This is a genomic window from Nocardia sp. Tas62D01, from assembly GCF_055232035.1.
This window is the reverse complement of sequence record NZ_JBUYUZ010000001.1, coordinates 1,414,983-1,438,492: the sequence shown is the minus strand read 5'-3', so window position 1 is coordinate 1,438,492 and position 23,510 is coordinate 1,414,983. Positions and strand designations below refer to the sequence as shown.

Annotated in this window: 19 protein-coding genes and 5 pseudogenes; 9 read left to right on the top strand and 15 right to left on the bottom strand. The window is 63.3% G+C overall.

The features are described from left to right. Positions 1–80: 80 nt before the first annotated feature. Positions 81–248, bottom strand: a pseudogene (locus tag ACV7NQ_RS06920) (transposase); the annotation flags it as partial. Here ACV7NQ_RS06920 and ACV7NQ_RS06915 point away from each other — a divergent pair. Beyond that, entirely contained in the window at positions 169–333 is a 165-nt protein-coding gene (locus ACV7NQ_RS06915) for a hypothetical protein (RefSeq protein ID WP_463358851.1), read from the top strand. The pseudogene ACV7NQ_RS06920 and the gene ACV7NQ_RS06915 overlap by 80 nt on opposite strands. Positions 334–438: 105 nt before the next feature. On the opposite strand, the gene ACV7NQ_RS06910 is transcribed toward ACV7NQ_RS06915, so the two are convergent. The 3 genes from ACV7NQ_RS06910 to ACV7NQ_RS06900 all read right to left on the bottom strand — a co-directional run bounded on the left by ACV7NQ_RS06910 (position 439) and on the right by ACV7NQ_RS06900 (position 2,972). Then, positions 439–1,143, bottom strand: a complete 705-nt coding sequence (locus tag ACV7NQ_RS06910) for a tyrosine-type recombinase/integrase (RefSeq protein ID WP_463358850.1) — start codon at positions 1,141–1,143, stop codon at positions 439–441. Positions 1,144–1,245: 102 nt separating this feature from the next. Further along, on the bottom strand, positions 1,246–1,659 hold the full coding sequence (locus ACV7NQ_RS06905; protein ID WP_463358849.1) for a hypothetical protein: 414 nt from the start codon (positions 1,657–1,659) through the stop codon (positions 1,246–1,248). A gap of 236 nt (positions 1,660–1,895) precedes the next feature. After that, positions 1,896–2,972 carry a L,D-transpeptidase gene (locus tag ACV7NQ_RS06900; RefSeq protein ID WP_463365564.1) on the bottom strand — a complete coding sequence of 359 codons (1,077 nt, stop codon included), beginning with the start codon at positions 2,970–2,972 and terminating at the stop codon, positions 1,896–1,898. 445 nt (positions 2,973–3,417) lie between these two features. On the opposite strand from ACV7NQ_RS06900, the gene ACV7NQ_RS06895 reads away from it, so the two are divergent. Next, positions 3,418–4,248, top strand: a complete 831-nt coding sequence (locus tag ACV7NQ_RS06895) for a transposase (protein WP_463357814.1) — start codon at positions 3,418–3,420, stop codon at positions 4,246–4,248. Here the strand turns inward: ACV7NQ_RS06895 and ACV7NQ_RS06890 are convergent. Then, positions 4,211–4,414: a hypothetical protein gene (locus ACV7NQ_RS06890; RefSeq protein ID WP_463358848.1), complete on the bottom strand. Its 204-nt coding sequence runs from the start codon at positions 4,412–4,414 to the stop codon at positions 4,211–4,213. The two genes, ACV7NQ_RS06895 and ACV7NQ_RS06890, sit on opposite strands and share 38 nt — an antisense overlap. A 15-nt stretch (positions 4,415–4,429) precedes the next feature. Here ACV7NQ_RS06890 and ACV7NQ_RS06885 point away from each other — a divergent pair, with 15 nt between their 5' ends. Both ACV7NQ_RS06885 and ltrA (ACV7NQ_RS06880) read left to right on the top strand, forming a co-directional pair. Then, positions 4,430–5,011: a transposase gene (locus ACV7NQ_RS06885; RefSeq protein ID WP_463357812.1), complete on the top strand. Its 582-nt coding sequence runs from the start codon at positions 4,430–4,432 to the stop codon at positions 5,009–5,011. 795 nt (positions 5,012–5,806) lie between these two features. Continuing rightward, positions 5,807–7,171: a group II intron reverse transcriptase/maturase gene (gene ltrA / locus ACV7NQ_RS06880; RefSeq protein WP_463358846.1), complete on the top strand. Its 1,365-nt coding sequence runs from the start codon at positions 5,807–5,809 to the stop codon at positions 7,169–7,171. A gap of 252 nt (positions 7,172–7,423) precedes the next feature. Here ltrA (ACV7NQ_RS06880) and ACV7NQ_RS06875 read toward each other — a convergent pair whose 3' ends face one another. Next, complete coding sequence (locus tag ACV7NQ_RS06875) at positions 7,424–8,683, bottom strand: IS701 family transposase (RefSeq protein ID WP_463358847.1); 1,260 nt, start codon at positions 8,681–8,683, stop codon at positions 7,424–7,426. A gap of 217 nt (positions 8,684–8,900) precedes the next feature. Continuing rightward, positions 8,901–10,265 carry a group II intron reverse transcriptase/maturase gene (ltrA, locus tag ACV7NQ_RS06870; protein ID WP_463358846.1) on the bottom strand — a complete coding sequence of 455 codons (1,365 nt, stop codon included), beginning with the start codon at positions 10,263–10,265 and terminating at the stop codon, positions 8,901–8,903. A gap of 813 nt (positions 10,266–11,078) precedes the next feature. Here ltrA (ACV7NQ_RS06870) and ACV7NQ_RS06865 point away from each other — a divergent pair. The 5 genes and pseudogenes from ACV7NQ_RS06865 to ACV7NQ_RS06845 all read left to right on the top strand — a co-directional run bounded on the left by ACV7NQ_RS06865 (position 11,079) and on the right by ACV7NQ_RS06845 (position 15,631). Then, positions 11,079–12,271: pseudogene (locus ACV7NQ_RS06865) on the top strand (IS701 family transposase). Positions 12,272–12,505: 234 nt separating this feature from the next. Next, positions 12,506–13,750 carry an IS701 family transposase gene (locus tag ACV7NQ_RS06860; protein WP_463365563.1) on the top strand — a complete coding sequence of 415 codons (1,245 nt, stop codon included), beginning with the start codon at positions 12,506–12,508 and terminating at the stop codon, positions 13,748–13,750. A gap of 197 nt (positions 13,751–13,947) precedes the next feature. Next, positions 13,948–14,340 (top strand): hypothetical protein, encoded by a 393-nt coding sequence (locus tag ACV7NQ_RS06855; RefSeq protein WP_463358845.1) that lies wholly within the window; start codon positions 13,948–13,950, stop codon positions 14,338–14,340. Positions 14,341–14,721: 381 nt separating this feature from the next. Then, positions 14,722–14,912: pseudogene (locus ACV7NQ_RS06850) on the top strand (IS4 family transposase); the annotation flags it as partial. Positions 14,913–15,331: 419 nt separating this feature from the next. After that, positions 15,332–15,631 (top strand): DUF6602 domain-containing protein, encoded by a 300-nt coding sequence (locus ACV7NQ_RS06845; RefSeq protein ID WP_463358844.1) that lies wholly within the window; start codon positions 15,332–15,334, stop codon positions 15,629–15,631. Positions 15,632–15,824: 193 nt separating this feature from the next. On the opposite strand, the gene ACV7NQ_RS06840 is transcribed toward ACV7NQ_RS06845, so the two are convergent. The 8 genes and pseudogenes from ACV7NQ_RS06840 to ACV7NQ_RS06805 form a co-directional block, all read right to left on the bottom strand. Then, complete coding sequence (locus tag ACV7NQ_RS06840; RefSeq protein WP_463358528.1) at positions 15,825–16,661, bottom strand: transposase family protein; 837 nt, start codon at positions 16,659–16,661, stop codon at positions 15,825–15,827. Positions 16,662–18,004: 1,343 nt separating this feature from the next. Continuing rightward, positions 18,005–18,208, bottom strand: a pseudogene (locus ACV7NQ_RS06835) (IS1634 family transposase); the annotation flags it as partial. A gap of 47 nt (positions 18,209–18,255) precedes the next feature. Further along, positions 18,256–18,660, bottom strand: a pseudogene (locus tag ACV7NQ_RS06830) (transposase family protein); the annotation flags it as partial. A 179-nt stretch (positions 18,661–18,839) separates the two neighbouring features. Next, a protein-coding gene (locus tag ACV7NQ_RS06825; protein ID WP_463358517.1) for an IS3 family transposase occupies positions 18,840–19,987 on the bottom strand; the annotation gives its coding sequence in 2 pieces (ribosomal slippage) (positions 18,840–19,717 and positions 19,717–19,987; 1,149 coding nt in all). 531 nt (positions 19,988–20,518) lie between these two features. Beyond that, positions 20,519–20,746: a DUF7336 domain-containing protein gene (locus tag ACV7NQ_RS06820; RefSeq protein WP_463358843.1), complete on the bottom strand. Its 228-nt coding sequence runs from the start codon at positions 20,744–20,746 to the stop codon at positions 20,519–20,521. Positions 20,747–20,762: 16 nt separating this feature from the next. Continuing rightward, the gene (locus ACV7NQ_RS06815; protein WP_379062694.1) at positions 20,763–20,984 is read right to left on the bottom strand and encodes a DUF7336 domain-containing protein; all 222 of its coding nucleotides are present in this window, start codon (positions 20,982–20,984) and stop codon (positions 20,763–20,765) included. A gap of 21 nt (positions 20,985–21,005) precedes the next feature. After that, entirely contained in the window at positions 21,006–22,154 is a 1,149-nt protein-coding gene (locus ACV7NQ_RS06810; RefSeq protein ID WP_463358842.1) for a hypothetical protein, read from the bottom strand. A gap of 54 nt (positions 22,155–22,208) precedes the next feature. Further along, positions 22,209–23,417, bottom strand: coding sequence for an ISAs1 family transposase (locus ACV7NQ_RS06805; protein ID WP_463358437.1), 1,209 nt, complete (start codon positions 23,415–23,417; stop codon positions 22,209–22,211). Between the last annotated feature and the right edge of the window lie 93 nt (positions 23,418–23,510).

Here is a 23,510-nt window from a genome sequence, read left to right as displayed (position 1 = left end):
TTCGTCGCCGGTGACCCAGTTCGCGGGACACCCGCGTCGAGAGCCTCGGTGATCATCTTCGTAGCTTGGGCTGGTTTGGTCGTGAATTTCACGGTGTCGGGTATCCCGACCCCGGCGCACCGCTCGGGGTCGGTGGTCCAGGATTTCGGGAGGTACAGGGTCCGGTCGATGAGGGTGTGTCCCCGGCTGGTCGAGTACGTCAAATACACGGCGACCTGCGAGTTTTCGATCCTGCCGGCGGTGCCGGTGTATTGGCGTTGTGTGCCGACGGTGTGGGTGCCCTTCTTGACGTCGCCGGTCTCGTCGACCTATGCCGAGGTCGGCATAGGGTGACCTATGCCGAGGCGGAGACTATGCCGAGGTGCTGCCGATCGGGTGGTGAATGCGGTTGGTGGGGTGTGGGTTTCGCTGGTTGTTGGGGTGTGCTGGTCGGCATGATTACAGGGTTTCGAGGAAGGCGAAGAGGGTGTCGTCGGGGTGGTATCGGCCCGGCGGTGCTGTGGCCGGGGTGGTGAGGTCGAGCGCGTGTTGCTTGATGGCCATGTCGGCGTGGAGGTAGATGTTGGTGGAGCGGATGTCGGCGTGGCCGAGCCAGAGTGCGATGACGGCGGTATCGACGCCAGCGTGCAGCAGTGACATGGCGCAGCTGTGGCGTAATACGTGGGGGTGGAGTTGGTCGGCGTGGATCGATGGGCAGTGTTCGGCTGCGGTGGTCGCGTGTTCGCGGACGAGCCTTTGCACGGCGTCGTTGCTGAGGCGTCGGCCGGTGCGGGTCGGGAATAGTGGCTGGTCAGGGTGTCCGGCGCGTTCGGCGATCCAGACGCGGAGCACGGCTCGGGTGGTCGAGGTCAACGGGACGGCCCGGTGTTTGCGGCCTTTGCCGAGGCACTGGACGTTCGCTCCGGCGCCGAGGGTGACGTCGCCGCAGTTCAGGCTGGTCAGCTCGGACAAGCGTAGCCCGGTCTGAACGGCGAGGAGCAGCAGTGCCCGGTCGCGCCGGCCTTCCCAGTGGTCGCGGTCGGGCGCGGCGAGTAGTGCGTCGATCTCGGTTGTGGTGAGGAAGGAGACGAGGCGTTTGTCGAATCGTTTGGCGGGACAGCGGGTGCGAGCCCGATGAAGGGTAAGGCTCGAACCCGCCGCCACGCTGCTGCTACCGACTGGCGCCCGCGTGCCGCGATGGTCTCGCCGCAAGTCCTCTTTGCGTACGTAGATAGGACGTATTCGGTCAGTAATTGGCGGAATATGTCACAGGTCGGGCGCGCCTGCCGCCACCGGCAGAGGACAGGCGCGCTCCGCACCGAGCCGCCGCCACAACGCCCATCCCAGCAGCACCACCGAGGCGGCGGCGAGGATCGGCTGTAGTGGGGCCCAAACGGTCAGAGCGCCGCTGACACCGATCAGAGCAACAACCAGTTTGTTGCACACCGGACATCCCACCGCGAACGCCGAACCCCGGTTGGCCCACAGCCCCGCAGACCTGGCCGTCGACTGCGCCTGACTCTGCACGTAGGTGGCCATGATCAGCCCGCTGAGCACCGCTGTAACCAGCCACACCGGATAGTTCCACCACAAAACAGGGGTCATCCGCGTGTAGAACGGCGTCGACACCACACCGGTCGGCACCCCCACCACCGCGGCGGCTACCGCCGCCGCTGTCATGGCGACAAGCCACCGCTGCGCCGGCCATTGAGCGATCGTCTACGCCACACCTGCTTCCTCACAAGACCCGAGGTCAACTACTAGGAACCATAGTAGAAGGCTCGCCCGCTCGCGCCGCATACCGCGGACCGATTCGTGCCCGGCCGGAATCGGCCCACCGCTACATCTGGGCCGTCGCAGCGCCCGAGGCTCGTGCGGATGCCCCTCGAAGAGGCTGGCCGCAATCCGCACGACCGTCAGGCAGAGGCGTTGCCGGGTTGCCATGTGGGCCAGGGGACTTCCCAGTCGCCATAGGTGTCCCACACCGGAAGTGCCGGGCCGCCGGAATTGGTGATCTCCACGACGTCACCGATGCCGAAGTGATCGAAGAACCACTGCGCATTGTCCGGGGCGAGGTTGACGCAGCCGTGGGAGACGTTGCTGTTGCCCTGCTGACCCACCGACCACGGCGCGGAGTGGACGAATTCGCCGTCGTTGGAGATGCGTTCGTCGAGATCCACCTTCTCCCGGTAGTAGCCCGGCTGGCCCTGACAGGTGCCATAGGTGCACGAGTCCATGATGATCGAGGGCTGCTTGTCGGAGATGACATGCGGACCCTCGTGCGAGGGGAATCCCGGAGCACCCAGGCTCATCGGCATCTGCTTGACCTGCCGGCCGTTATCGAAGATCGTCAACTGTTCGGTGTTGCCGTCGGCCTTGGCGACCCACGCATCGTGCACGGCGTAATCGGCGCTGTTGTTCTCCGCGCCATACACGCCATTGCCCAGGTCGACGCCGAGCACATCGGCCTCGATATGGATCTTGGTGCCCGGCAGCCAGTAGTTGGGGCCACGGTAGTCCACGTTCTTGTCGTCGACCCAATACCATGCGCCGGGCTGTGAGGGTGTGACCGTCACTTTCAGGTGTTTCTGCACCTCGGCCTTGTTGGTGACCGGCGCGGTGAACTGGAACACCATCGGCTGCCCGACACCAATTCCGGTGGCAGCGACCAGATCCGGGGCGGGCACCACATTCGCGTAGGCCGTCTTGGCGGGATCGATGGTGGTGACGGTCGCCGTCCGATCGGTCGGCATCTCCACGAGGTTGATGGCCTGCGCCGTCACGCGATACTTCGCGCCATATCCGAGCGGATCCGTCGACGTCCAACTCCGCCGGTCCGGTGCGAAATTACCAGCGACGGACTTGCCGCCGGCCACGTCGGTCACGGCCACGCTCACCAGTAGGCCATCCGCGGTATTCACCACGATCGGCGCGGACGGATTGACCGGCCCGTGGTCCGCGGCGGACACGTCAATCCTCGCCGGGGTCGTAATGCCCGGCGCCGTTGGCGCGGGCTTGTCCGGGCTTCCGCCGGTAGCGCTGCATGCGCCGGCAACCACGGCGGCCACCGTCAACAAGGTGGCAACATTCAACGATCTTCGCCAGTTCACGTCTTCAACGCCTCCGCCTCATGTCCTCCCCTTGGTGGGATTGATGCTCCCGACCGGGTAAACACCGACGGTAACTACGATAGGGCATAGTATTTCGGGCTACCACCGAGAAGGATCGGCTACTGCAGTGAGCCCGCACACAACCACCTAGGTGGCTGGTGTTTTTCGTCTGGCGTTGACCGGCTGGGTGGGGCTCGAGTTGAATGACTGGGTGACGTTGGGACGGACGCCGGGGCAGGCTGATCTTTTTCGGTCGACTGTGCATTTCTGCGAGGGTCGGGTGGCGGCGGGCTCGATTTATGGTGTGTTGCATCGGGAGTGTGTCCGGTTGTTCCCGGATGAGATGTTCGCTGATCTGTTCACCGTGGTGGGGCGTCGGTCGGTGCCGCCGATGATCGTGGCGGTGGTGATGGTGTTGCAGCGGTTGGAGGGTTTGTCGGATCGGGAGGCGGCCGACCGGTTTGCGTTCGACGCGCGGTGGAAGTACGCGGCGGGGGGTTTGGATTTCGATTATCCGGGGTTCGTGCACACGGTGTTGGTGGATATGCGGGCCAGGTTGGCGTCCTCGGATCGGCCGAACCGGATCTTCGAAGCCGTGTTGGAGGTGGCGAAGGCGGCGGGGTTGGTGGGCCGCAAGCGGGTGTTGGACTCGACGCCGTTGTATGACGCGGTGGCCACGATGGACACGGTCACGTTGATTCGTTCGGCGATCCGGTCGTTGTTGCGGGTCGCGGACCTGGCGTTGGAGGCGGAGCTTCGGTCGGTGTTGCGTCGCGACGACGACTATGTGGCGGCGGGCAAACCGGTCTGTGATTACGACGACCCCGAGGCGCGGGAAGCGCTGGTCGACGCGTTGGCCACCGACGCGCGGGCGTTGTTGGCGGTGGTGGACGGGCGTGAGTTGTCGGCGGGGATCGACCAGGCCGCGAAGTTGTTGGCGACGGTGATCGGTCAGGATCTCGACGAGGACGTCGATGGGGTGTTCGGTATCGCGCGTCGGGTGGCGAAGGATCGGGTGATCTCGATCGTGGATCCGCAGGCACGGCATGGACACAAGACCGCCGCGCGGGGTTTCGACGGCTACAAGGGGCACGTCGCGGTCGATCCGGATTCGGAGATCGTCACCGCCACCACGCCTCACTCCGGGCAACACCGGTGATGTCGACGCGGCCACCGACCTGCTCGCCGAGGACCTGCCCCACCGCGCCGACACAGAGGTCGACGACGCCGACGAGATCGACGAGATCGACGAGATCGACGAGATCGACGAGATGTGCGGTGACAGCGACGGTGGGGCACCCCGCGCCGACGGCGACGAGTGTCATACGGATGGCGTTGCCGTGCAACGGTTGTCGGTGTATGGCGACGCTGCTTATGGAGCGGGGAAGCTGCTCGAGGAGTTGGAGGACGCTGACGCGGAGATCATGACGAAGGTTCAGCCCCCCGCGTCGAGGGACGGTCGGTTCGCCAAGGATCGTTTCGTCGTCGACCTGGAACATGACACGGTCACCTGCCCCAACGGGATCACCGCGGCGATCCGCCCAGCCACCGCGGATTCCGGGAACAGGGTTGCCTCGTTCGGAAAGGCATGCGCCGGTTGCCCTTTGGCGACCCAGTGCACCAGCTCCAGCAAGGGGCGCAATGTGACCATCACCCCGTATGAGGCGCAACTCGTCCGTGCCCGCACCGCCCAGGCCGATCCCGCGTGGCGTGCCGAGTACCGGGCGACCCGCCCGAAAGTCGAACGCAAGATCGGGCATCTGATGCGACGCAAGCACGGTGGTCGCCGCGCCCGTGTCCTCGGCCGCGACAAAGTCGCAGCCGATTTCTCCCTGCTCGCCGCCGCGATCAACCTCGCCAGGCTCACGGTCCTCGGCATCGCCGGCGGCCCCGACCGAACCTGGACAACCGCGACCGCCTGACAGGCCCCGCCAAGAGCTATATCCGCAGCTGTCAAGGCCCATCAGCCGCCCGCCCCCATGAAACCACCAATCCGCCGAGCGACCAGATGATCCCGACACCGTCCCCACACATCCAGGGACCATTCCATGGCATCGCCCACGCCACGGATTTACCGGCTCTGATTCACAAGGCCTCGTTTAACACCAACCACCTAGTAGTACTTTGTTGCGCGACCAGGGAACGGAGGTGACCTTGTGTAGGTGACCTGTGTTCGTAAGCTCGTCGTCGCTTGCCGGTGTGAGTCCGGTCCGGGTAGCTGTCAGGAGGCCCGGTAGCAGACTGGCGGCTTCGTGGGGAAACCTGCGGGGTCGAAGCCCAGTGTCGAAAGCCCTATTGGGGGAGCAACCGAGCGGTCCGTAGCATTAAGCGAAGCCTGCGGCGTCGTTAACTACCCGTCTTCGGGTGGGCAAAGGGAGTGCCGAGCCGCCAGCATCACGGTGAAGGCCATGGAAGACGCTGAAGACCTGAATGTGCAGGCGTCGAAGAACTCCCCGGCGTATGGGGTGCGGAACGTTCGGATAGTGACGGCGGGAACTGGTGAGGCCCTCCCCGGCCCGGCGACCTGCGGAAATATGTCGCTGGAGGGTGGTGCCCTATAACCGATGACCTCGGGAAATGGGTGGCCTGTCGGGAGGGAGTCGGAGGCGGTCGTAGTACCGATCGAGCCGAACGGACAACAGAACCGTCGGTGAGGGAAGGGCCGCTGCTTCGTCGATGTGTCGTGTTCGTTGAGAGGGGCCTGGTGAGTGCCGGTCATGGCTAGTTCCGCCACGGTGGGGTCCGGGTTGGACCCGGTTCGAGATCTTCAGCATGCGCTGTACCGGGCGGCCAAGGCCGATCCCGGGCGACGGTTTCATTCGTTGCGGGACAAGGTCTTTCGCAGAGACATCCTGTGGCGGGCGTGGGTCGCGGTGCGCGCCAACAATGGTGCACCGGGTGTCGACAAAACCACTCTGGCCGAGGTCGAGCAGTACGGGATCGAGCGACTGCTCGATGAGTTGGCTGCGCAATTGCGGGATGGAACGTATCGGCCGTTGCCGACGCGTCGGGTGTGGATTCCCAAGCCTGGCTCGAAGGAACAGCGGCCGTTGTCGATTCCCGCTGTGCGGGACCGGATCGTGCAGGCGGCGTGCAAGATCGTGCTCGAGCCGATCTTCGAAGCCGATTTCCTACCGTGTTCGTTCGGGTTCCGTCCGAAACGCGGTCAGCACGACGCGCTGCAAGTCCTCGTCGATGAGGCGTGGCGCGGTCGCAGGTGGGTGGTCGAAACGGATATCGCCAACTGCTTTTCGGCGATTCCGCACGAGAAGTTGATACAAGCGGTCGAGGAACGCGTCAGTGACCATGCTGTGCTCAAGCTGCTGCGTGCGATGCTGCGTGCGGGGGTGATGAGTGGGGGTGTGGTGCGGCGTGAGGTGACCGGAACCCCACAGGGTGGTGTGATTTCACCGCTGATGTGCAACGTGTTCCTGCACCGGGTCGATCGGGTGTGGGATGTGCGCGAGCATGGGGTGCTGGTCCGTTTCGCCGACGACGCTGTTGTGATGTGTCGGACTCGTCAGCAGGCCGAAGCCGCCCTGGAGCGGCTGCGGGAGCTGTTGGCTGAACTCGGGCTGGAACCGAAGGAAGCCAAGACGAGGATCGTGCGCCTCGAGGTGGGTGGTGACGGCTTCGATTTTCTCGGGTTTCATCACCGATGGGTGCGCGCGAAAGGACGCACCGGCGGCAAGGGTGTGGAATTCCTCGCTCGTTGGCCCTCGGACAAGGCGATGCAGCACGCACGGGACCGTATCCGTGGTCTCACGGGAAGCAACCGGACGTTGCTGTCGGTGGACGTGATCGTGGGGGAGCTCAACAGCTTCCTGCGCGGGTGGGCTGGGTATTTCCGATACGGGAACTCCTCGGCCCGGTTCACCAAGATCCGGCACTACGCGCTGGAGCGGGTGGCGGGCCTGCTCGCCAAGAAGCACAGGCGTAGCCGGAGGTTCGGGATGTGGGTGGTTTCCCAGTCCTCGGACAACCAGCTCGGATTGATCAGCCTTGATGGGATCGTGGTCGCGCCCAGGCCCTTTCGGGCTTGGCGGGTGACGCCGAATGCCGGCGGTGAACGGCGTCGGTAAGCCGTGTGCGGGAGAACCGCATGCACGGATTGACGGGCGGGAGCTGGAAACGGAACCAGAACGGCCACGGCCAAGGAGAAGAACGACCCACGGGAAACCGCATCGGTCACCAGCGGCTCCGCGACCTACCGCCGATCACGGCACCGCGCCAGCTCTCGACCCTCCAGGTTGGAAAGGTGTGGTGGCATAGTGGGCAGGTGCCGATCCAAAAGGCAAGTGCGCGTTGGATTTCGCGCAGGATGCCGTAGAGGGTCAGTCCCGCCCATTCGCTTTTGGGTCGGTGATCGGCAGCGTGGTGATGAACAGGTGGGCGGCGGTGACCAGGGTGGCGTGGTGGTGCCAGCCGAGCCAGGAGCGGCCTTCGAAGTGGTCGAGGCCGAGGCCGGTTTTGAGTTCGCGGTAGTCGTGTTCGATGCGCCACCGGATTTTGGCGAGTCGAACGAGCTCTTCGAGTTTGGTGTCGGCGGGCAGGGTGGAGATCCAGTAGTCGGTGGGTTCTTTGGTGTCTGTGGGCCATTCGGACAGCAGCCAGACTTCGGGCAGGGTGCCGTCGGCGGCGCGTGCGATGCCGCGGTTGGCGGGTCGGATGCGCAGGGTGACGAATCGTGACGACATCGCGGCGGTCGGGTTGTCCGCGTCGGCTTTCGTGCCCTCACGCCAGGTCACTCCACGTGCTTCGGCGCGACCGGCAGCCAGGACGAGATCTTTGAGGCTGGAAGCCTTTTGGCGATAGCGCGGCGTTGGCGGTCGTCCGCGCCCCTGGTAGGACAGTGCTTCGGGGACGGCGGCGGCGGGGTGGGCGCTGGTGGCGGCCTTCACGGCGACGACATAGTCGATGCCTCGTTCGGTCAGGCCGTCACGAAACGCGGTGGTGTCGCCATAGCCGGCGTCGGCCACCACCGGTGGTGGTGTGCGTCCCCACTCGATGAGTTCGTCGATCATCTCGTGCGCCATCTGCCATTTCGGGCGGTGATGTTCATCGGCGGGCACGCCCGCTCTCTTGCGGCGCTCAGTGATCACCGCGAAGTCCTCCGGGGCTTCGGCGAGGTCGTCGTCCCAGCATTCGGGCAGGAACAGCCGCCAATCCAACGGAGCGGACGCTTCGTCGGACGCGGCATGGACACTGACCGCGATCTGGCAATTGTCGACCTTGCCCAAAGTGCCCGAATATTGGCGTGTCACGCAGGGAGAGCGGTCGCCCTCCTTGGCGAAACCGGTGTCGTCGATGACCCAAGCGTCCGGTCCGATCACAGCACATGCCTTGCGGGACAACATTTTCCGCACAGGAACCACATCCCACGGAGAGGACGTCACGAACTGCTGCAAACGTTGGTGATCAACCTCGAGCCGCTCGGCCATCGGCTGCATCGACTTACGGCGACCCTCGAGCATCAACCCCCGCACATAGGTCCCCGCAGTCGCCACCCGGTCCTTCCGGTACAACGACGAGAACACCTCACCCACATACGAGTCGAGCTGTTCACCCAAGCGAGCAAGATCGGCGGCATCCACCTACACAGACTCTCGAGACCGCCGAGAAAACTCGAGGCTATGTGTCATACCTGGAGGGTCGAGAGCTGGCGCGGTGCCGTGATCGGCGGTAGGTCGCGGAGCCGCTGGTGACCGATGCGGTTTCCCGTGGGTCGTTCTTCTCCTTGGCCGTGGCCGTTCTGGTTCCGTTTCCAGCTCCCGCCCGTCAATCCGTGCATGCGGTTCTCCCGCACACGGCTTACCGACGCCGTTCACCGCCGGCATTCGGCGTCACCCGCCAAGCCCGAAAGGGCCTGGGCGCGACCACGATCCCATCAAGGCTGATCAATCCGAGCTGGTTGTCCGAGGACTGGGAAACCACCCACATCCCGAACCTCCGGCTACGCCTGTGCTTCTTGGCGAGCAGGCCCGCCACCCGCTCCAGCGCGTAGTGCCGGATCTTGGTGAACCGGGCCGAGGAGTTCCCGTATCGGAAATACCCAGCCCACCCGCGCAGGAAGCTGTTGAGCTCCCCCACGATCACGTCCACCGACAGCAACGTCCGGTTGCTTCCCGTGAGACCACGGATACGGTCCCGTGCGTGCTGCATCGCCTTGTCCGAGGGCCAACGAGCGAGGAATTCCACACCCTTGCCGCCGGTGCGTCCTTTCGCGCGCACCCATCGGTGATGAAACCCGAGAAAATCGAAGCCGTCACCACCCACCTCGAGGCGCACGATCCTCGTCTTGGCTTCCTTCGGTTCCAGCCCGAGTTCAGCCAACAGCTCCCGCAGCCGCTCCAGGGCGGCTTCGGCCTGCTGACGAGTCCGACACATCACAACAGCGTCGTCGGCGAAACGGACCAGCACCCCATGCTCGCGCACATCCCACACCCGATCGACCCGGTGCAGGAACACGTTGCACATCAGCGGTGAAATCACACCACCCTGTGGGGTTCCGGTCACCTCACGCCGCACCACACCCCCACTCATCACCCCCGCACGCAGCATCGCACGCAGCAGCTTGAGCACAGCATGGTCACTGACGCGTTCCTCGACCGCTTGTATCAACTTCTCGTGCGGAATCGCCGAAAAGCAGTTGGCGATATCCGTTTCGACCACCCACCTGCGACCGCGCCACGCCTCATCGACGAGGACTTGCAGCGCGTCGTGCTGACCGCGTTTCGGACGGAACCCGAACGAACACGGTAGGAAATCGGCTTCGAAGATCGGCTCGAGCACGATCTTGCACGCCGCCTGCACGATCCGGTCCCGCACAGCGGGAATCGACAACGGCCGCTGTTCCTTCGAGCCAGGCTTGGGAATCCACACCCGACGCGTCGGCAACGGCCGATACGTTCCATCCCGCAATTGCGCAGCCAACTCATCGAGCAGTCGCTCGATCCCGTACTGCTCGACCTCGGCCAGAGTGGTTTTGTCGACACCCGGTGCACCATTGTTGGCGCGCACCGCGACCCACGCCCGCCACAGGATGTCTCTGCGAAAGACCTTGTCCCGCAACGAATGAAACCGTCGCCCGGGATCGGCCTTGGCCGCCCGGTACAGCGCATGCTGAAGATCTCGAACCGGGTCCAACCCGGACCCCACCGTGGCGGAACTAGCCATGACCGGCACTCACCAGGCCCCTCTCAACGAACACGACACATCGACGAAGCAGCGGCCCTTCCCTCACCGACGGTTCTGTTGTCCGTTCGGCTCGATCGGTACTACGACCGCCTCCGACTCCCTCCCGACAGGCCACCCATTTCCCGAGGTCATCGGTTATAGGGCACCACCCTCCAGCGACATATTTCCGCAGGTCGCCGGGCCGGGGAGGGCCTCACCAGTTCCCGCCGTCACTATCCGAACGTTCCGCACCCCATACGCCGGGGAGTTCTTCGACGCCTGCACATTCAGGTCTTCAGCGTCTTCCATGGCCTTCACCGTGATGCTGGCGGCTCGGCACTCCCTTTGCCCACCCGAAGACGGGTAGTTAACGACGCCGCAGGCTTCGCTTAATGCTACGGACCGCTCGGTTGCTCCCCCAATAGGGCTTTCGACACTGGGCTTCGACCCCGCAGGTTTCCCCACGAAGCCGCCAGTCTGCTACCGGGCCTCCTGACAGCTACCCGGACCGGACTCACACCGGCAAGCGACGACGAGCTTACGAACACAGGTCACCTACACAAGGTCACCTCCGTTCCCTGGTCGCGCAACAAAGTACTACTAGTACTCCAGCCGTAGATCGTTATAGCCGACCAGCGGGTATGAACGTACCGATCGGGATGACCCGCATGCTGTGCCTGCCCGCCCGGTCGGCCATCGGCCCGAGCGGATGAAAGTGTAAGCAGTGCAACACTATTGACGCGGCACGGCCTCGATGTGGAGCGGCCAGCACGTGGTTATGTCGGGTTTGTGTTGAACTCAACAGAATTAGTGGTGGCCGCGGGTTACAGAGTAGCGGCACAGCGGTGGAGCGCGGGCCTCGAGGAGGTGGTCGGTCGCGTCGCGGCGCGTTTCGGGCGGGCCGAGACACGCAACACGGCCCGAAAGATGGTGGAGGGACTGGCCTGCGAACTGCCGAGGAAGAGCTGTTGGACGCTGTCCGAACACGCCGGCGACGAAACACCCAACGCGATGCAGAACCTGCTGGCCCGAGCGAGCTGGGACGAGGAGGCGGTGCGGGAAGACCTGCGCGACTACGTCGTGGAACACCTCGGCACCGAGGAGCCGATCCTCATGGTTGATGAGACCGGCGACGTCAAGAAGGGCACCCACACCGTCGGCACACAACGCCAATACACCGGCACCGCCGGCAGGATCGAAAACTCGCAGGTCGCCGTGTATTTGACGTACTCGACCAGCCGGGGACACACCCTCATCGACCGGACCCTGTACCTCCCGAAATCCTGGACCACCGACCCCGAGCGGTGCGCCGGGGTCGGGATACCCGACACCGTGAAATTCACGACCAAACCAGCCCAAGCTACGAAGATGATCACCGAGGCTCTCGACGCGGGTGTCCCGCGAACTGGGTCACCGGCGACGAAGTTTACGGAGCCGACCCAACCCTGCGAGCGATGCTCGAGGCCCGCGGGATCGGATACGTCCTGGCCATCGGCTGTAATCGGGTCCTCGACGACTGGTCCTAGATCGATATCAACGCCGGCAACGACATCCCCGGTCACCGATGGCTGCTCATCCGCCGCAACAGCGACAGCGGCGAACTGGCCTTCTACCGCTGCTACCGCACCCACCCGGTCCCCCTGACCGTCTTGGTCTCCGTCGCCGGGCGACGCTGGGGTGTCGAGGAAGACTTCCAATCAGGCAAAGGCCTCGCCGGGCTCGACGAACACCAGGTGCGGCGCTGGAACTCCTGGCACCGCTGGACGGTGCTGTGCATGCTCGCCCTCGCATTCCTCACCGTCCTGGCCATCAACGAACACGGCACCCAAACAGACGCACCGGGCTTGGTCCCGCTGACCCGCAACGAGATCAGGCACCTCTTCACCGCCCTGGTTGTCGAACCCATCCGCGACATCTGGTACTCGATACGCCGATCCATCTGGCGACGACGACACCAATACCGCGCCAAGATCAGCCACTACAAGCGCAGATCAGAGCAAACCTAGCGGAATGTCACGATCTACGGCTGGAGTACTAGTACTCCAGTTGTAGATCGTTACCGTGCCGAGTGGTCTGTTTCGGGGTGATGATTTGCAGGGCAGGGGGATTCGCGTGGCCGAGTTGGACGAGGGCGGCCACCGCGTGTTCGTGTTGACTGTGTGTGCAATACAACCGAATCGGCGGTGGCCGCTGCCTGCAGCATAGACCCTGCGCGGTGGGACGAGGGTTTGGACGGGTTGATGGCGCGGATCGCGGGCTGTTTCCGCCGCGTGGAACCTCGCAAGACCGCGCGAGCGATGGTGGCGGGGCTGGCAGCGAAGCTTCCGAACAAGAACTGCTGGACTTTGTCCGAACACACAGGTCACGAAACCCCTTATGCCATGCAGCATTTGCTGTCGCGGGCGAAGTGGGATGAAGATGCGGTCCGCGACGACCTGCGTGATCATGTTGTGGACCATCTCGGTACCGATCAGGTGATCGCGGTGATCGACGAGACCGGTGACCTGAAGAAGGGCGCCATGACCGCCGGTGTGCAGCGGCAGTACACCGGCACTGCCGGACGCATCGAAAACGCCCAAGTCGCAGTGTATTTGACCTACTCCACCACACGAGGGCACACGCTCATCGACCGCGAGTTGTATCTGCCGAAATCCTGGACCGACGCCCCGGACCGGTGCACCGAGGCCGGTATCCCCGCCGGCGAGGCGGTGCTGGTGACCAAACCCGCCCTGGCGCAGCGGATGATCACCCGAACCCTCGACGCCGGCGTAGCGCTGGGCTGGGTCGCCGGTGACGAGGTCTACGGCGCCGACCCGAAATTGCGGGCAGAACTCGAAATCCGCGGTGTCGGTTACGTTCTCGCGATCGGTGCCAACCGCCGCGTGCACACCGCTGCCGGGGACCTGCGCGCCGACACCGCCGCTGCGGCACTACCATGCAGCGCCCGGCAGTGCCTCTCGGCCGGTGACGGCGCGAAAGGCGCCCGCCTGTACCACTGGGCATGGATGGACATCGACGCCGACCCCGACGCCTCAGGTCACCGATGGCTGCTGGTCCGACACAACCGGGCGACCGGGGAAATGGCGTACTACCGGTGCTGGGCCCCGCAACCGGTGACTCTGCCCCAACTCGTCACCGTCGCCGGTCGCAGGTGGACCGTGGAGGAAGATTTCCAATCCGGAAAAGGGCTGGCCGGCCTGGACGAGCACCAGGTCACCTCGTGGACTTCCTGGCGGCGCTGGACCATCCTGGCCATGCTCGCACTGGCATTCCTGACTATCACCGCGATCACCGAAAACACCACCCACCCTGCCGCGCCAGACCTGATCGCGTTGATCCGCAACGAAATCCAAGCTCTCTTGCCGAGGAACCCGCTCACCGCCGTCGCCGACCTCGCCTTCCGGATACGCCGATCAATCTGGCGTCGACGACACCAACACCGAGCCAAACAATGCCACTACCAGCGACGATCACAACAGACCTGACGGTACGTCACGAACTACGACTGGAGTACTAGGCGATATTGGGTCCACAGTAGGGTCTGCGCATTGCGGTGACCCTGCGTGTCAGGCTGAGTTGAGTCCACCGGCTCATAGCCAATCGGCCTGACGCAGGGCGAGATACGGATCGACATTTCATGACCAGCACGAGGGCCTCGAGGATCGGGGGCCACAATGGGCGGATGGGTTCACAGGGTCCGCGCGGTGACGAGCCGAAGCGGCGTCGCGCGTTCAGCGCCTCGGACAAGCTCGCGCACCTGGAGGCCTACGAACAGGCGGTCGCACACGGTGATAGTGGCGGGTATCTGCGGCGGGAGGGCCTGTACTCGTCGTTGATCAGCGAGTGGCGCAAGCAACGCGACGCGGGTGTGCTGGCCGGTAAGAAGCCGGGCGAGAAGGTCGGCAAACTCACCGCCGAGCAAGCCGAGATCGCGCGGCTGCAGCGGGAGAACGAGCGTCTGAACAAGCGGTTGGCCACCACCGAGACCGCGCTGGACATCATGGGAAAAGCACACGCTCTCTTGGAAACTCTGTCCGAGAGAGCGGATTCCGACGAGCAGCGCAAGAAGCGTTGACCGCAGCGTATGCGTCGTTGACCGCTGGTGGTGTGTCCACCAGGCAGGCAGCGGTGTTGACGGGGCTGGTGCGCTCCACCGCGCTGCGCCGACACCGGGCCGCCGCAGCAACCACCCCGGCGGTGCCGGTGGCGCCGGGGCCGGATCCGGTCAACAAGCTCCGAGCTGGAACGACGCCGAATCCTGGACACGCTCAACAGTGCCCGGTTCGTCGACCTCGCGCCGTTGCAGGTCTATGCCCAGTTGCTCGATGAGGGCACCTACCTGTGTTCGGTGTCCACGATGTATCGGGTGCTTCGGGACAACAGGCAAGTCAGCGAACGGCGTCGGCTGGCGCGGCACCCGGCGAAAGTGTGTCCGGAGCTGGTCGCGACCGCCGGGGTGGTGCTGCGATCGAAAATCCCCGACGGGTGATCCAAGAAGTCTACGGACACCTCTTAGTGCACTACGCGAACAGAACTCTAATGTATTCGGCCGCAATGGCTTCCGGTCAAGACCCCGATCGGTTGTCGTTCACCCGCACGCTCCGTGCCGCTCGCCGCACCACCGCGAGCCACCCCGGCTTTCCCCCTGACACCCGACATGACGCAGACCGACGCGTCACCGCCGAGATCCTGCACGAACCACTCCCACCACGACGAGCCCGCACCAACGCCCGCGTGGTCAAACGCAAGATGTCGGTATTCCACGTTCAAACACCCTCATCACCGCAACGCACCCTGCATCGACGGCACAACAGTTATCCGGACAGACACCACCACGAAAACCGCTGGTCGGCGGGGAAAACCCGGGCGGACGGCGAGGTACGGACTGATGTCCGCCCCGACCTGTCCGTACCTATCTTCCACCGTCGGCAGCGCTGGACGCACTTCCCCGGTCGGACAGTTGGCTTGGAAAGTCGCACAACGGGGAGTCGCTGTAGAAAGGAAGAAGCTGTCGGTGTTCTCGGATACGCTTGGTTCGGCAAGACCGGAACTCAGGTAGGGGCGGAATGCAGCACGAGAACGACATCCACTATTACTTCAAACAAGCTGCCGATGTCATGGCGCACGAGTACCGAAGAATTAGTGCGAGAGCTTCCGGCGACCCAGGAACTGCCGGTGACGAAGGGGAGGAAAACTGGGCTCACATTCTGCGCGAGTGGCTGCCAAATGGACTCCATGTTGTAACCAAGGGGCGCATACTCTGGCCATCGGGGGATCCCAGCCCTCAGGTTGATGTTCTGATACTTTCGGAAAATTACCCCAAGGGGCTCCTGAACAAACACATGTATCTTTCCGCCGGGTATTAGCAGCCTTCGAATGCAAGAATACCCTCAAGAGGGTTCACATCGAGAAGGCCGCAAACACCTGCGCTCACATTCGACGCCGCTCAAAGCAGTACCACGGATCCAATCAAATCGCCTACGGTCTCCTTGCTCATTCGCACTCGTGGAGGGAGGAGACAGGAAAGGTACTCAAACGAGTTCAAGACATCCTGGAGCGTTATTCATAAGCCTCCGCGAAAAAGTGCAGTGCGACTATCGTTTTCAGGGCAGAGGGGAATTTGTGGACTGGCGCGCGGTAGCGGCCGCCTTCCTCGCTGAGCATGCGCCAGGTCTTCAGGTGAGCGACGGCTCGCTCCACCGCGGCCCGGATTCCGGAGAGTGCGGTATTGAACGCGGCCTGGCTCTCGTGCAGTTCGCGGCCCGGAGGTTTCTTGTAGGGCACCAGATCGATTCCGTCGACACCGACGTAACCGGAATCGGCGACAGTGTCGATCTCGGCGAGAAGGTCGGCGAGTCCGGAGGCGGCGTATGCGTGCGCGTCGTGTCGGGCGCCGTGCACGATCGTCATGCCGACCGCGACGAGCCTGCCGTCGAGGTCGGCGGCGATCTGGATGTTGAACCCCGGATACTGGGTTTTTCCGGAGAACAGGTCCGGGATCGCCGACCAGTCCCAGGTCGGGCAGATTGTGCCGTCCACCAGCACGGACCCGACTCCGATGACGTCGCGGGGGTTGGGAACGAACTCTTCGAGTACGTCAGCGATCACCGGTCGCAGCAGATCCCAGCGGCGGCTCACCGTGGACTGACTGATCCCGAAGAACGCGCCCGCGACATCCTGGACGAGGTTTCTGCGCATCAACGACACCACCAAAGCGACAGACCTGAACAAGCTCAACGCGTAAGGGCGACCGGCCGACTCGAACCCGCCGACGGTCTCGTGTACCCGGGCAGTCAGTTCCGTCAGTTGCCCATCGGTCAGCCCCGTAATAGCCTTGTACCGCAACGGCCCTCGTTCTCGCTCGTAGACTTCGTAACTCCACGAACTGAGATACATGAGGGCCGTTGCCAATTCGGCTGCGACGCGCCGACGTATCAAGCAGTGCGATCACCGTCTCACCGGCCACACAGGCCACGAGAGTTGCTATGCCACAGCCGATTGCGGGACAGGCTTATGAATAAGCCTCCTGGTTGAGTCCGACTCGGTCAGCGCTGAGCAGCCCGAGGAAAGACTCGACCTGCTTTGTGTATCAAACCTCGCGACCTGGCGTTTGGATTCCCTTCATCGTGCAATATTCGAGGCTCCGTACATTCCAGAGTCCGCACGCGCGATAGATTCCGATCCCGGAGTATCCAGTGAATACTTCGGATCCTTCGATTCTCCCGTTGAACTTGTAGGCACAAGCGATGGGATCGCGATCGGAAATATGCTAATTGCCGTCACCTCGTCTATTTCCAAAGAAGATACCGATCTAAGAAGCCTAAGCCAGTATCTAAACTACGCCTTCTACCCCCAAAGGTTCTGTCTGTGCGGCTGTAGAAAATGGGATCCGGCAGCCGATGGCAGCTACATAGAGAAACCCCCCGAAAGTGAATGGCAAGCTATATATTTCGATGTACACAAAGGTCCAAGTTCAATTGCGATTGAGGTAACTTGGCGCCACAATAATCATCCGCATGTCAACGATTATGTGCTAACCCTGGAACCACCGAAGCGATGAACTTTGCGAGCGGTCCTTGATCACCGGGCGGCACTCCCGTCCGCGGTTCGTCCGCAGCAGCTTCGGAAAGGCTCAGACAACGCCAACACCCTCGATCGACGGAACACACTGCTGAGCAGTAGATCCAACGCTTCCAACTTTCGCCAATATCAGACAAACGCCCCCGACCTGTCGTTCGCGTCGAGAAGGTCAGGCAGCGGGCCGGCCGACTTACCCCTCCGTAGCCCGTGCGCACCTTCAGCGACATTCGATTCTTGGGTTGAGCCGTCGGAGACGATGCGTGCCCGCAACCGGCCCGCAGTAGCCTCCGACGCAACCAATCTCACCTACACAACCAGCAACAGAATCGCCTGGTCGCGGGGCAAGCTGGGGCGGTCTTTAGGGGCGGATAGCAAACTCCCCCGCAGTCGCTGCATATCACTTCTCCAGGGCAAGAGCACGATGTAGATCGAGGAGACGGTCGAGTTCGGACTCGCCGAGACCGAGCGCGCTTCCAAGGCGACTACCGACAAGTTCAGCGCGCTGTCTTGGCGTCAGGCGCTGAGCCGGAGATCCTGATAGTCAATCCCGCGTTCCGCGTAATTCCGGTCGTCTGGAGTAGCGATTTGTGCCCTGACGTGCGTGGGCATAGGTGAACGCGCCTCGAGGCCGTGTCTCTAGGCGGGGGTATCGGCGCTGGTCAGGAGGCCGGGGTGAGTTCGATGATCTGCTTGGGTGTGGGGATGTCGAGGCGGGCGAGCAGGTCGCGTTGCGCCTTGGTGAGTTCGGTGGTCCGGCGGAAGGTGCCGGCAGGGCCGGTGAAGGTGCCCATGTGCAGGCGGCCGAGCTCACGTCCGATAGTGGGCCAGGTTGTGCCGGTGCGGGTTTCGGCAATTGCAGTAATTTCCGGACCGTTGGGATCTCATTGGTCTTCGAGGCGACCGCCAACTGGCCCAGGACCAGGCGGGTGTGGTGGGCGAACATCGACACCAGGTGCGGTGCCCGGCCACCACCCAACCGTGCACCTCTCACGGTCTTGCCGTCCAGCGCGACGGCCATCAGCTCCGTAGTGGTGTCGACCGTGGCGGCTATGCCGGCGAAGTAGTCGCCCAACCGTTGGTCCAGGTCGGCGGCGTCGAGGCGGGCCATAATCGTGCGCAACGTCTTCTCGCTCGGGCGTCGGACCCGGATGCCCAACTGCGTCAACACTTCCGTCGGCGCGGTACGGGTCCAACTGGCGATCCCGGCCACCGACCGCATCCCGGCCGCGGTGGCCAGGATCATGATCGCCAACAACGCGGTCAACGGGTAGCGGACCCCGCGTGGATCGCGGGGGTCGGGCACCGTCCCCAACATCTGTAGCAAACACGGCGCGATCACCCGGTCCTGCGGTAGCGGCGACGGTGCCGGTTCGACGCGCCGACGGGTCAACACCTCCACCACGGGCTCGGCAAGCGATACTGGACCAGCGGACATGACCGGTCCCCGATGACGGAACCACCCGGTTTTAGAGCCAGGTTGTTTTCGATCCGTATTCAGTTGATGCCGCAGGCCACCGGGTGGTGGCTGTGGCTGCAGCGGGCAGCGTACTCGGCCGGGGTCAGATAGCCCAGCGCCGAATGTCGATGTCGTCGGTTGTGGTCTACCTTGTAGTCGCCGATGACGACGCGGGCTTCGAGCAGGCTTGTCCAGTGGTTCCGGTCGAGGCATTCTTTGCGCAGCCGACGGTTGAACGATTCGACGAATCCGTTATTCCACGGCGTGCCCGGTGGGATGTAGATGATCCCGACCCGGTTTGCGCAAAACTGTTGCAGCGCATGGGAAATCATTTCCGGCCCGTTGTCCATCCGCAACACCGTCGGCGACCCACCATGAGTGGTGAAGACCTTCTCGAGCTCGGTGACGAGCCGCTCGGCGGTGATCGAGCGTTCAACCAGATGCAATAGTGATTCACGGGTGTGTTCATCGACCATCGACGCGATCTTCACCGCTCTGCCGTCGATGGTGGAATCGAACTGAAAATCCAACGCCCACACCACCTTCGGTGCATCCGCATCGACCGGCGGCATCGACGAAACGCCGGCCCGTTTACGCGGCTGGTGCTCACGCACCTGCAGCCCTTCCTCCCGCCAGAGCCGATGCACCTTCTTCTTGTTCACCGAGCTGCCCTCGTCGAACCGCAACCGCGCCCACGCCCGCCGGAACCCGTGACACGGGTTCTTCGTAGCATACGAGCGCAGCCAGGCCCGCAAACCGGCGTCCGGATCATCCGGGGTCTGCGCGAGGGGCAGCCGCCGATACGTCGAACGAGCAAGCCCAACGACCTTGCACGCGAACCGTTCCGACACGCCCTTCACTGCTGTGAGCATGTCGACGGCACGGCGCTTGGACGCTGGGCTCAGAATTTTCCCCGGCTGATCTCCCGCAGGGCGTCCTTTTCCAGCTCCGCCTCGGCCAGCAGCCGCTTGAGCCGGGAATTCTGCTCCCGCAGCTCCTTGAGCTCCTTCGCCGCATCGGTATCCATACCGCCGTAAGAGCGGCGCCAGTTGTACAACGTCGCCGCCGACACTTCCAGCTCTGCGGCGATCTCCTCGCCCGACTTACCGGCCGCGGCCAGCTCATCGGCACGGCGCAGCTTCCGCACGATCTCCTCCGCGGAATGCCGCTTCCGTCCTCCAGCCATGATCCCAATCGTCCCTTCTGGCCCCTACCAGGGCCAACAGGACTCTAATACCGAGCGGTCTCATTCATTGGGGACGGGCCAGACACGGGCGACTCCGGAAATCGATTCAGGCGTAGGAACCTTCATCGTCACCGAGAAGCCCGTGTCCGCCTCGCATCCCGAACCGGCGTGTCGCGCAACCGGTTTCCGCAGCTCATGACCTAGACCCCGACAACGCCGGAGCCCTGCGGGGGAGGTCTGCGACCTCGCGGACCGGGTTGCGGTCGATGGCGCCGTGGCGGACAGCCGTGCTCATCATCTCCGACAAAATGACCCGCCTGCCGCCGCGCTTCTCCCAGTGTCCGTTGAGAACAATCCGCTTCAGCTGCACATTGATGCGGGAAGTGGTGGCCTCCTCATTGTTGATTGTTGGTTCGCCTGAGGCGGGGCGACGAATGCGGGTGTCCTCGTACTGGTGCGGTCCGTGGCACCATCTGGCTGCACCGCCAGGGGTCGCCTTTATCAGGGACGGCGTCAACTCTTGGAGCGAGGTTACTGAACTTCGTCGCTATCTTCGTAACCTTCCGTCCAATAGTTCCTGTCTATCTCATAGCCTTGAATGACGAAACTATCGGGATAGTCGGAGAATCCCGGCTGAACTCGAAGTCGGTCGATAGCATTCTGGGCGTCTTCTTTCGACGCGTATATGCCGACGCGCTTGCGTTCGTCTGTGTCATCGCCGGCTCGATAAACATGTTCGAGTAGAAAGACTGAAACCATCGAATCTCCTTGGTTTTCATGTGCCCGAGGTGAAGAATCCCTCTGTCCAGTGATCTTTTCCTATTGTATATCGTTCGATATGAAAACTGTCAGGGCGATCGCGAAAGCCCGGCAGGTCCTTCATGTGCTCCGCAGCCTGTTCAGCTTTCGACTCGGTTGAATACATGCCTAATGTTCTGACGATTTCGGCACCATTGTCTAATTCGTACCAATGGTCCAGCACGAAGATATCGCGCATCAGCACTCCATCATCTATTCTCTAGTTCGGATTTTGCCAGGCGCGGTCGCCGTATTTCTTGATCTTACTGAACTCACTACCGGGTCCGGTGCCTTCCCAGTTCCCAGGTCCGTAGTGCTCATCCAGCAGTCGGCGCGCGTACGCTTTGCCGCTTTCGCCAACGTAGGGCGGCCTGCCTTTAGCCCAGCTCGGCGCATCGGTGGCGTTCTCCTTGCCGGAGCCGCCCGATTTGGGAACCTTCGTGGGCCGGTCAGTACCTCCAGCGACCGCCTCGTCGCTATCGACGTAGACCTTCATGGCGATGATGGTCGCCAAGGCCTGGATGCCATCGCTCAGGCTGGGGACTTTGTCGAAGGCGTCGATTACGCCGACGGTGACGCTGACAGCCAGGGTGATCTTGAGGATCTGGAATAGCCGCCTGGTGGTGTAGAGACCGCGGATCGCGGTGATGGTGTCGGTAGCGGCGTCGCCGACGCCGACGCCGGCGACTGCGATGGAGCCTCCGAAGCTGAACAGGGCACCCAGGGCGGCCCCGGCGACAAGTAGTCCGACCGCCCACGCGAATCCCGTCATAAATGATTTGATCGCGTCGCCGACCTCGTTCATCGAACTGTGGTAATCCGCAACAGGTGCGGCGACATTGAGGGAGGATGCGACAAGGCTATCGGCTCCGGCTTTGAGGGTGCCGAAGCTATCTTGGATCAGTTGCCGATTCTGAGCCTCGTCCATGCCATCGAATAAGGCTGAGATCGCGGAGATCTTGGCGCTCGCGCCGGTGATTGTTTCATTGTCGGCGAAGGTCTTCCACGTGGCGGCGGCCTTCGAAAGCTTGTCGACATCACCATTGGCGAGCTTTTCGAAGGTGCTGACGATCTTGGCGACAAGTTCGCTGAAGAACTCTTCCACACCGCCGTTGTGTTTGACACCATTGCCGTTGTCGTGAACCGAGGTCGGGATGGTGACCTTGTACTCCAAGACCTGCTGGATAGTCGGCACCTGCGGTGCCGGGTTGCTTTCGTTGGCTATCCCGTAGTTGTAGCCGCTGGCGTAGAGCACATTCCCGAAGTTGGTGAGCGCGTCGGCCAGATGCGTGCACGTTTGCATTGTTTCCTGCGCGACACGGTCGTAGGTTTCGCCCCACTGTTTACATCCGGGAGCGTCACCAGCCATGCCTGCGCACTCACCCTTGACAGCATCGTGTACCCAGGGCTCCGGCGTTGTCGCCTAACTAGCCTGCGACCAAGGGTTTTGGGTGTTCGTCAGCAGGTGGAGGCCTCTGTTCGGTGAGAAGGCTGTCGTCCGGCAGGCCTCGGCGATGTTGGCGGCACCATCGATGCGGTGAAGGCTTATCGCCGTGTTTCGGAGCGTCGCGGCGACTTGCGGAGCGGTGCCGGTCCGCAGGGTGCTGCGGTCTTCGTCGTAGGTCACATCACGGACCCAGTGGATCGCATTCTCGATTCCCCAATGGTTTCGCAACCATTCGGCTAACTGTCGGGGTTTGGCTTGCTCGAAGGTGACACTGCAGATGGCGTATACGGTCTCGACCGTCAGTTTCCCGGTGGTGACCTGGACGCGTTCGCGGGTGATCTGCATGATCTGGCGGGCGTAGGGAAACCCGATCCCGCGCGGCACGCTCAGCACCTTCATGGTGCGGGTCTCGATCCTGCCGTGCGATGGCTTGGCGTCGGCGTCACGGTGGGCGATGGGGACCTCGGCCCACGGCTGGGCGATAATGCGAGCCAACAGCTTGGGCTGATTCGCCTTCACCGTCATCAAATAGTGCGACTTGAGCTGCCCGCAGATCAGTTTCGCCGTGGCGACCTGCGTGTGCATCGCATCGATCGTGGCGATGAGCCCGGTCCGGTTCATTGCCTTCAGAAGCTTTCGCACCGTGGGGATTTCGTTGGACTTCGCGGCGACTGCCAGCTGGCCGAGGACCAATCGCGCGTGGTGGGCGAAGATCGACACCAGGTGCGGTGCGCGGCCCCCGCCCAGGCGCGCCCCGCGCACGGTTTTGCCATCCAGGGCCACCGCCATCAGTCCGCCGGAGTCCGCGGCAGCGGCCACGGCGGCGAAATAGTCACCCAACCGGCGATCCAGATCCGCGGCGTCGAGTCTGGCGATGAGGGTTCGCAACGTCTTCTCGCTCGGGCGACGCACTCGGATGCCCAGTTCTGCCAACACTTCCGGTGGCGCGGTACGCACCCAGGTGGCGAACCCGGCCACCGACTGCATCCCCGCCGCCGTGGCCAGGATCATGATCGCCAGCAACCCCACCAACGGGTACCGGATTCCACGGGGATCACGCGGGTCGGGAACCGTCTTCAGCACCTCCAGCAAACACGGTGCGACCGTGTGGGTTTCCGGTTCGACGCGCCGTCGATCCAACACCTCCACAACGGGCTCGACAAGGGATACTGAACAGACGGACACGGGCGACTCCGGGGAAGATTCTGGCCTAAGGAACCTTCATCCTCCTCGAGCCACCCGTGTCCGCCTCGCATCCGAAACGGCGTGTCGCACAGC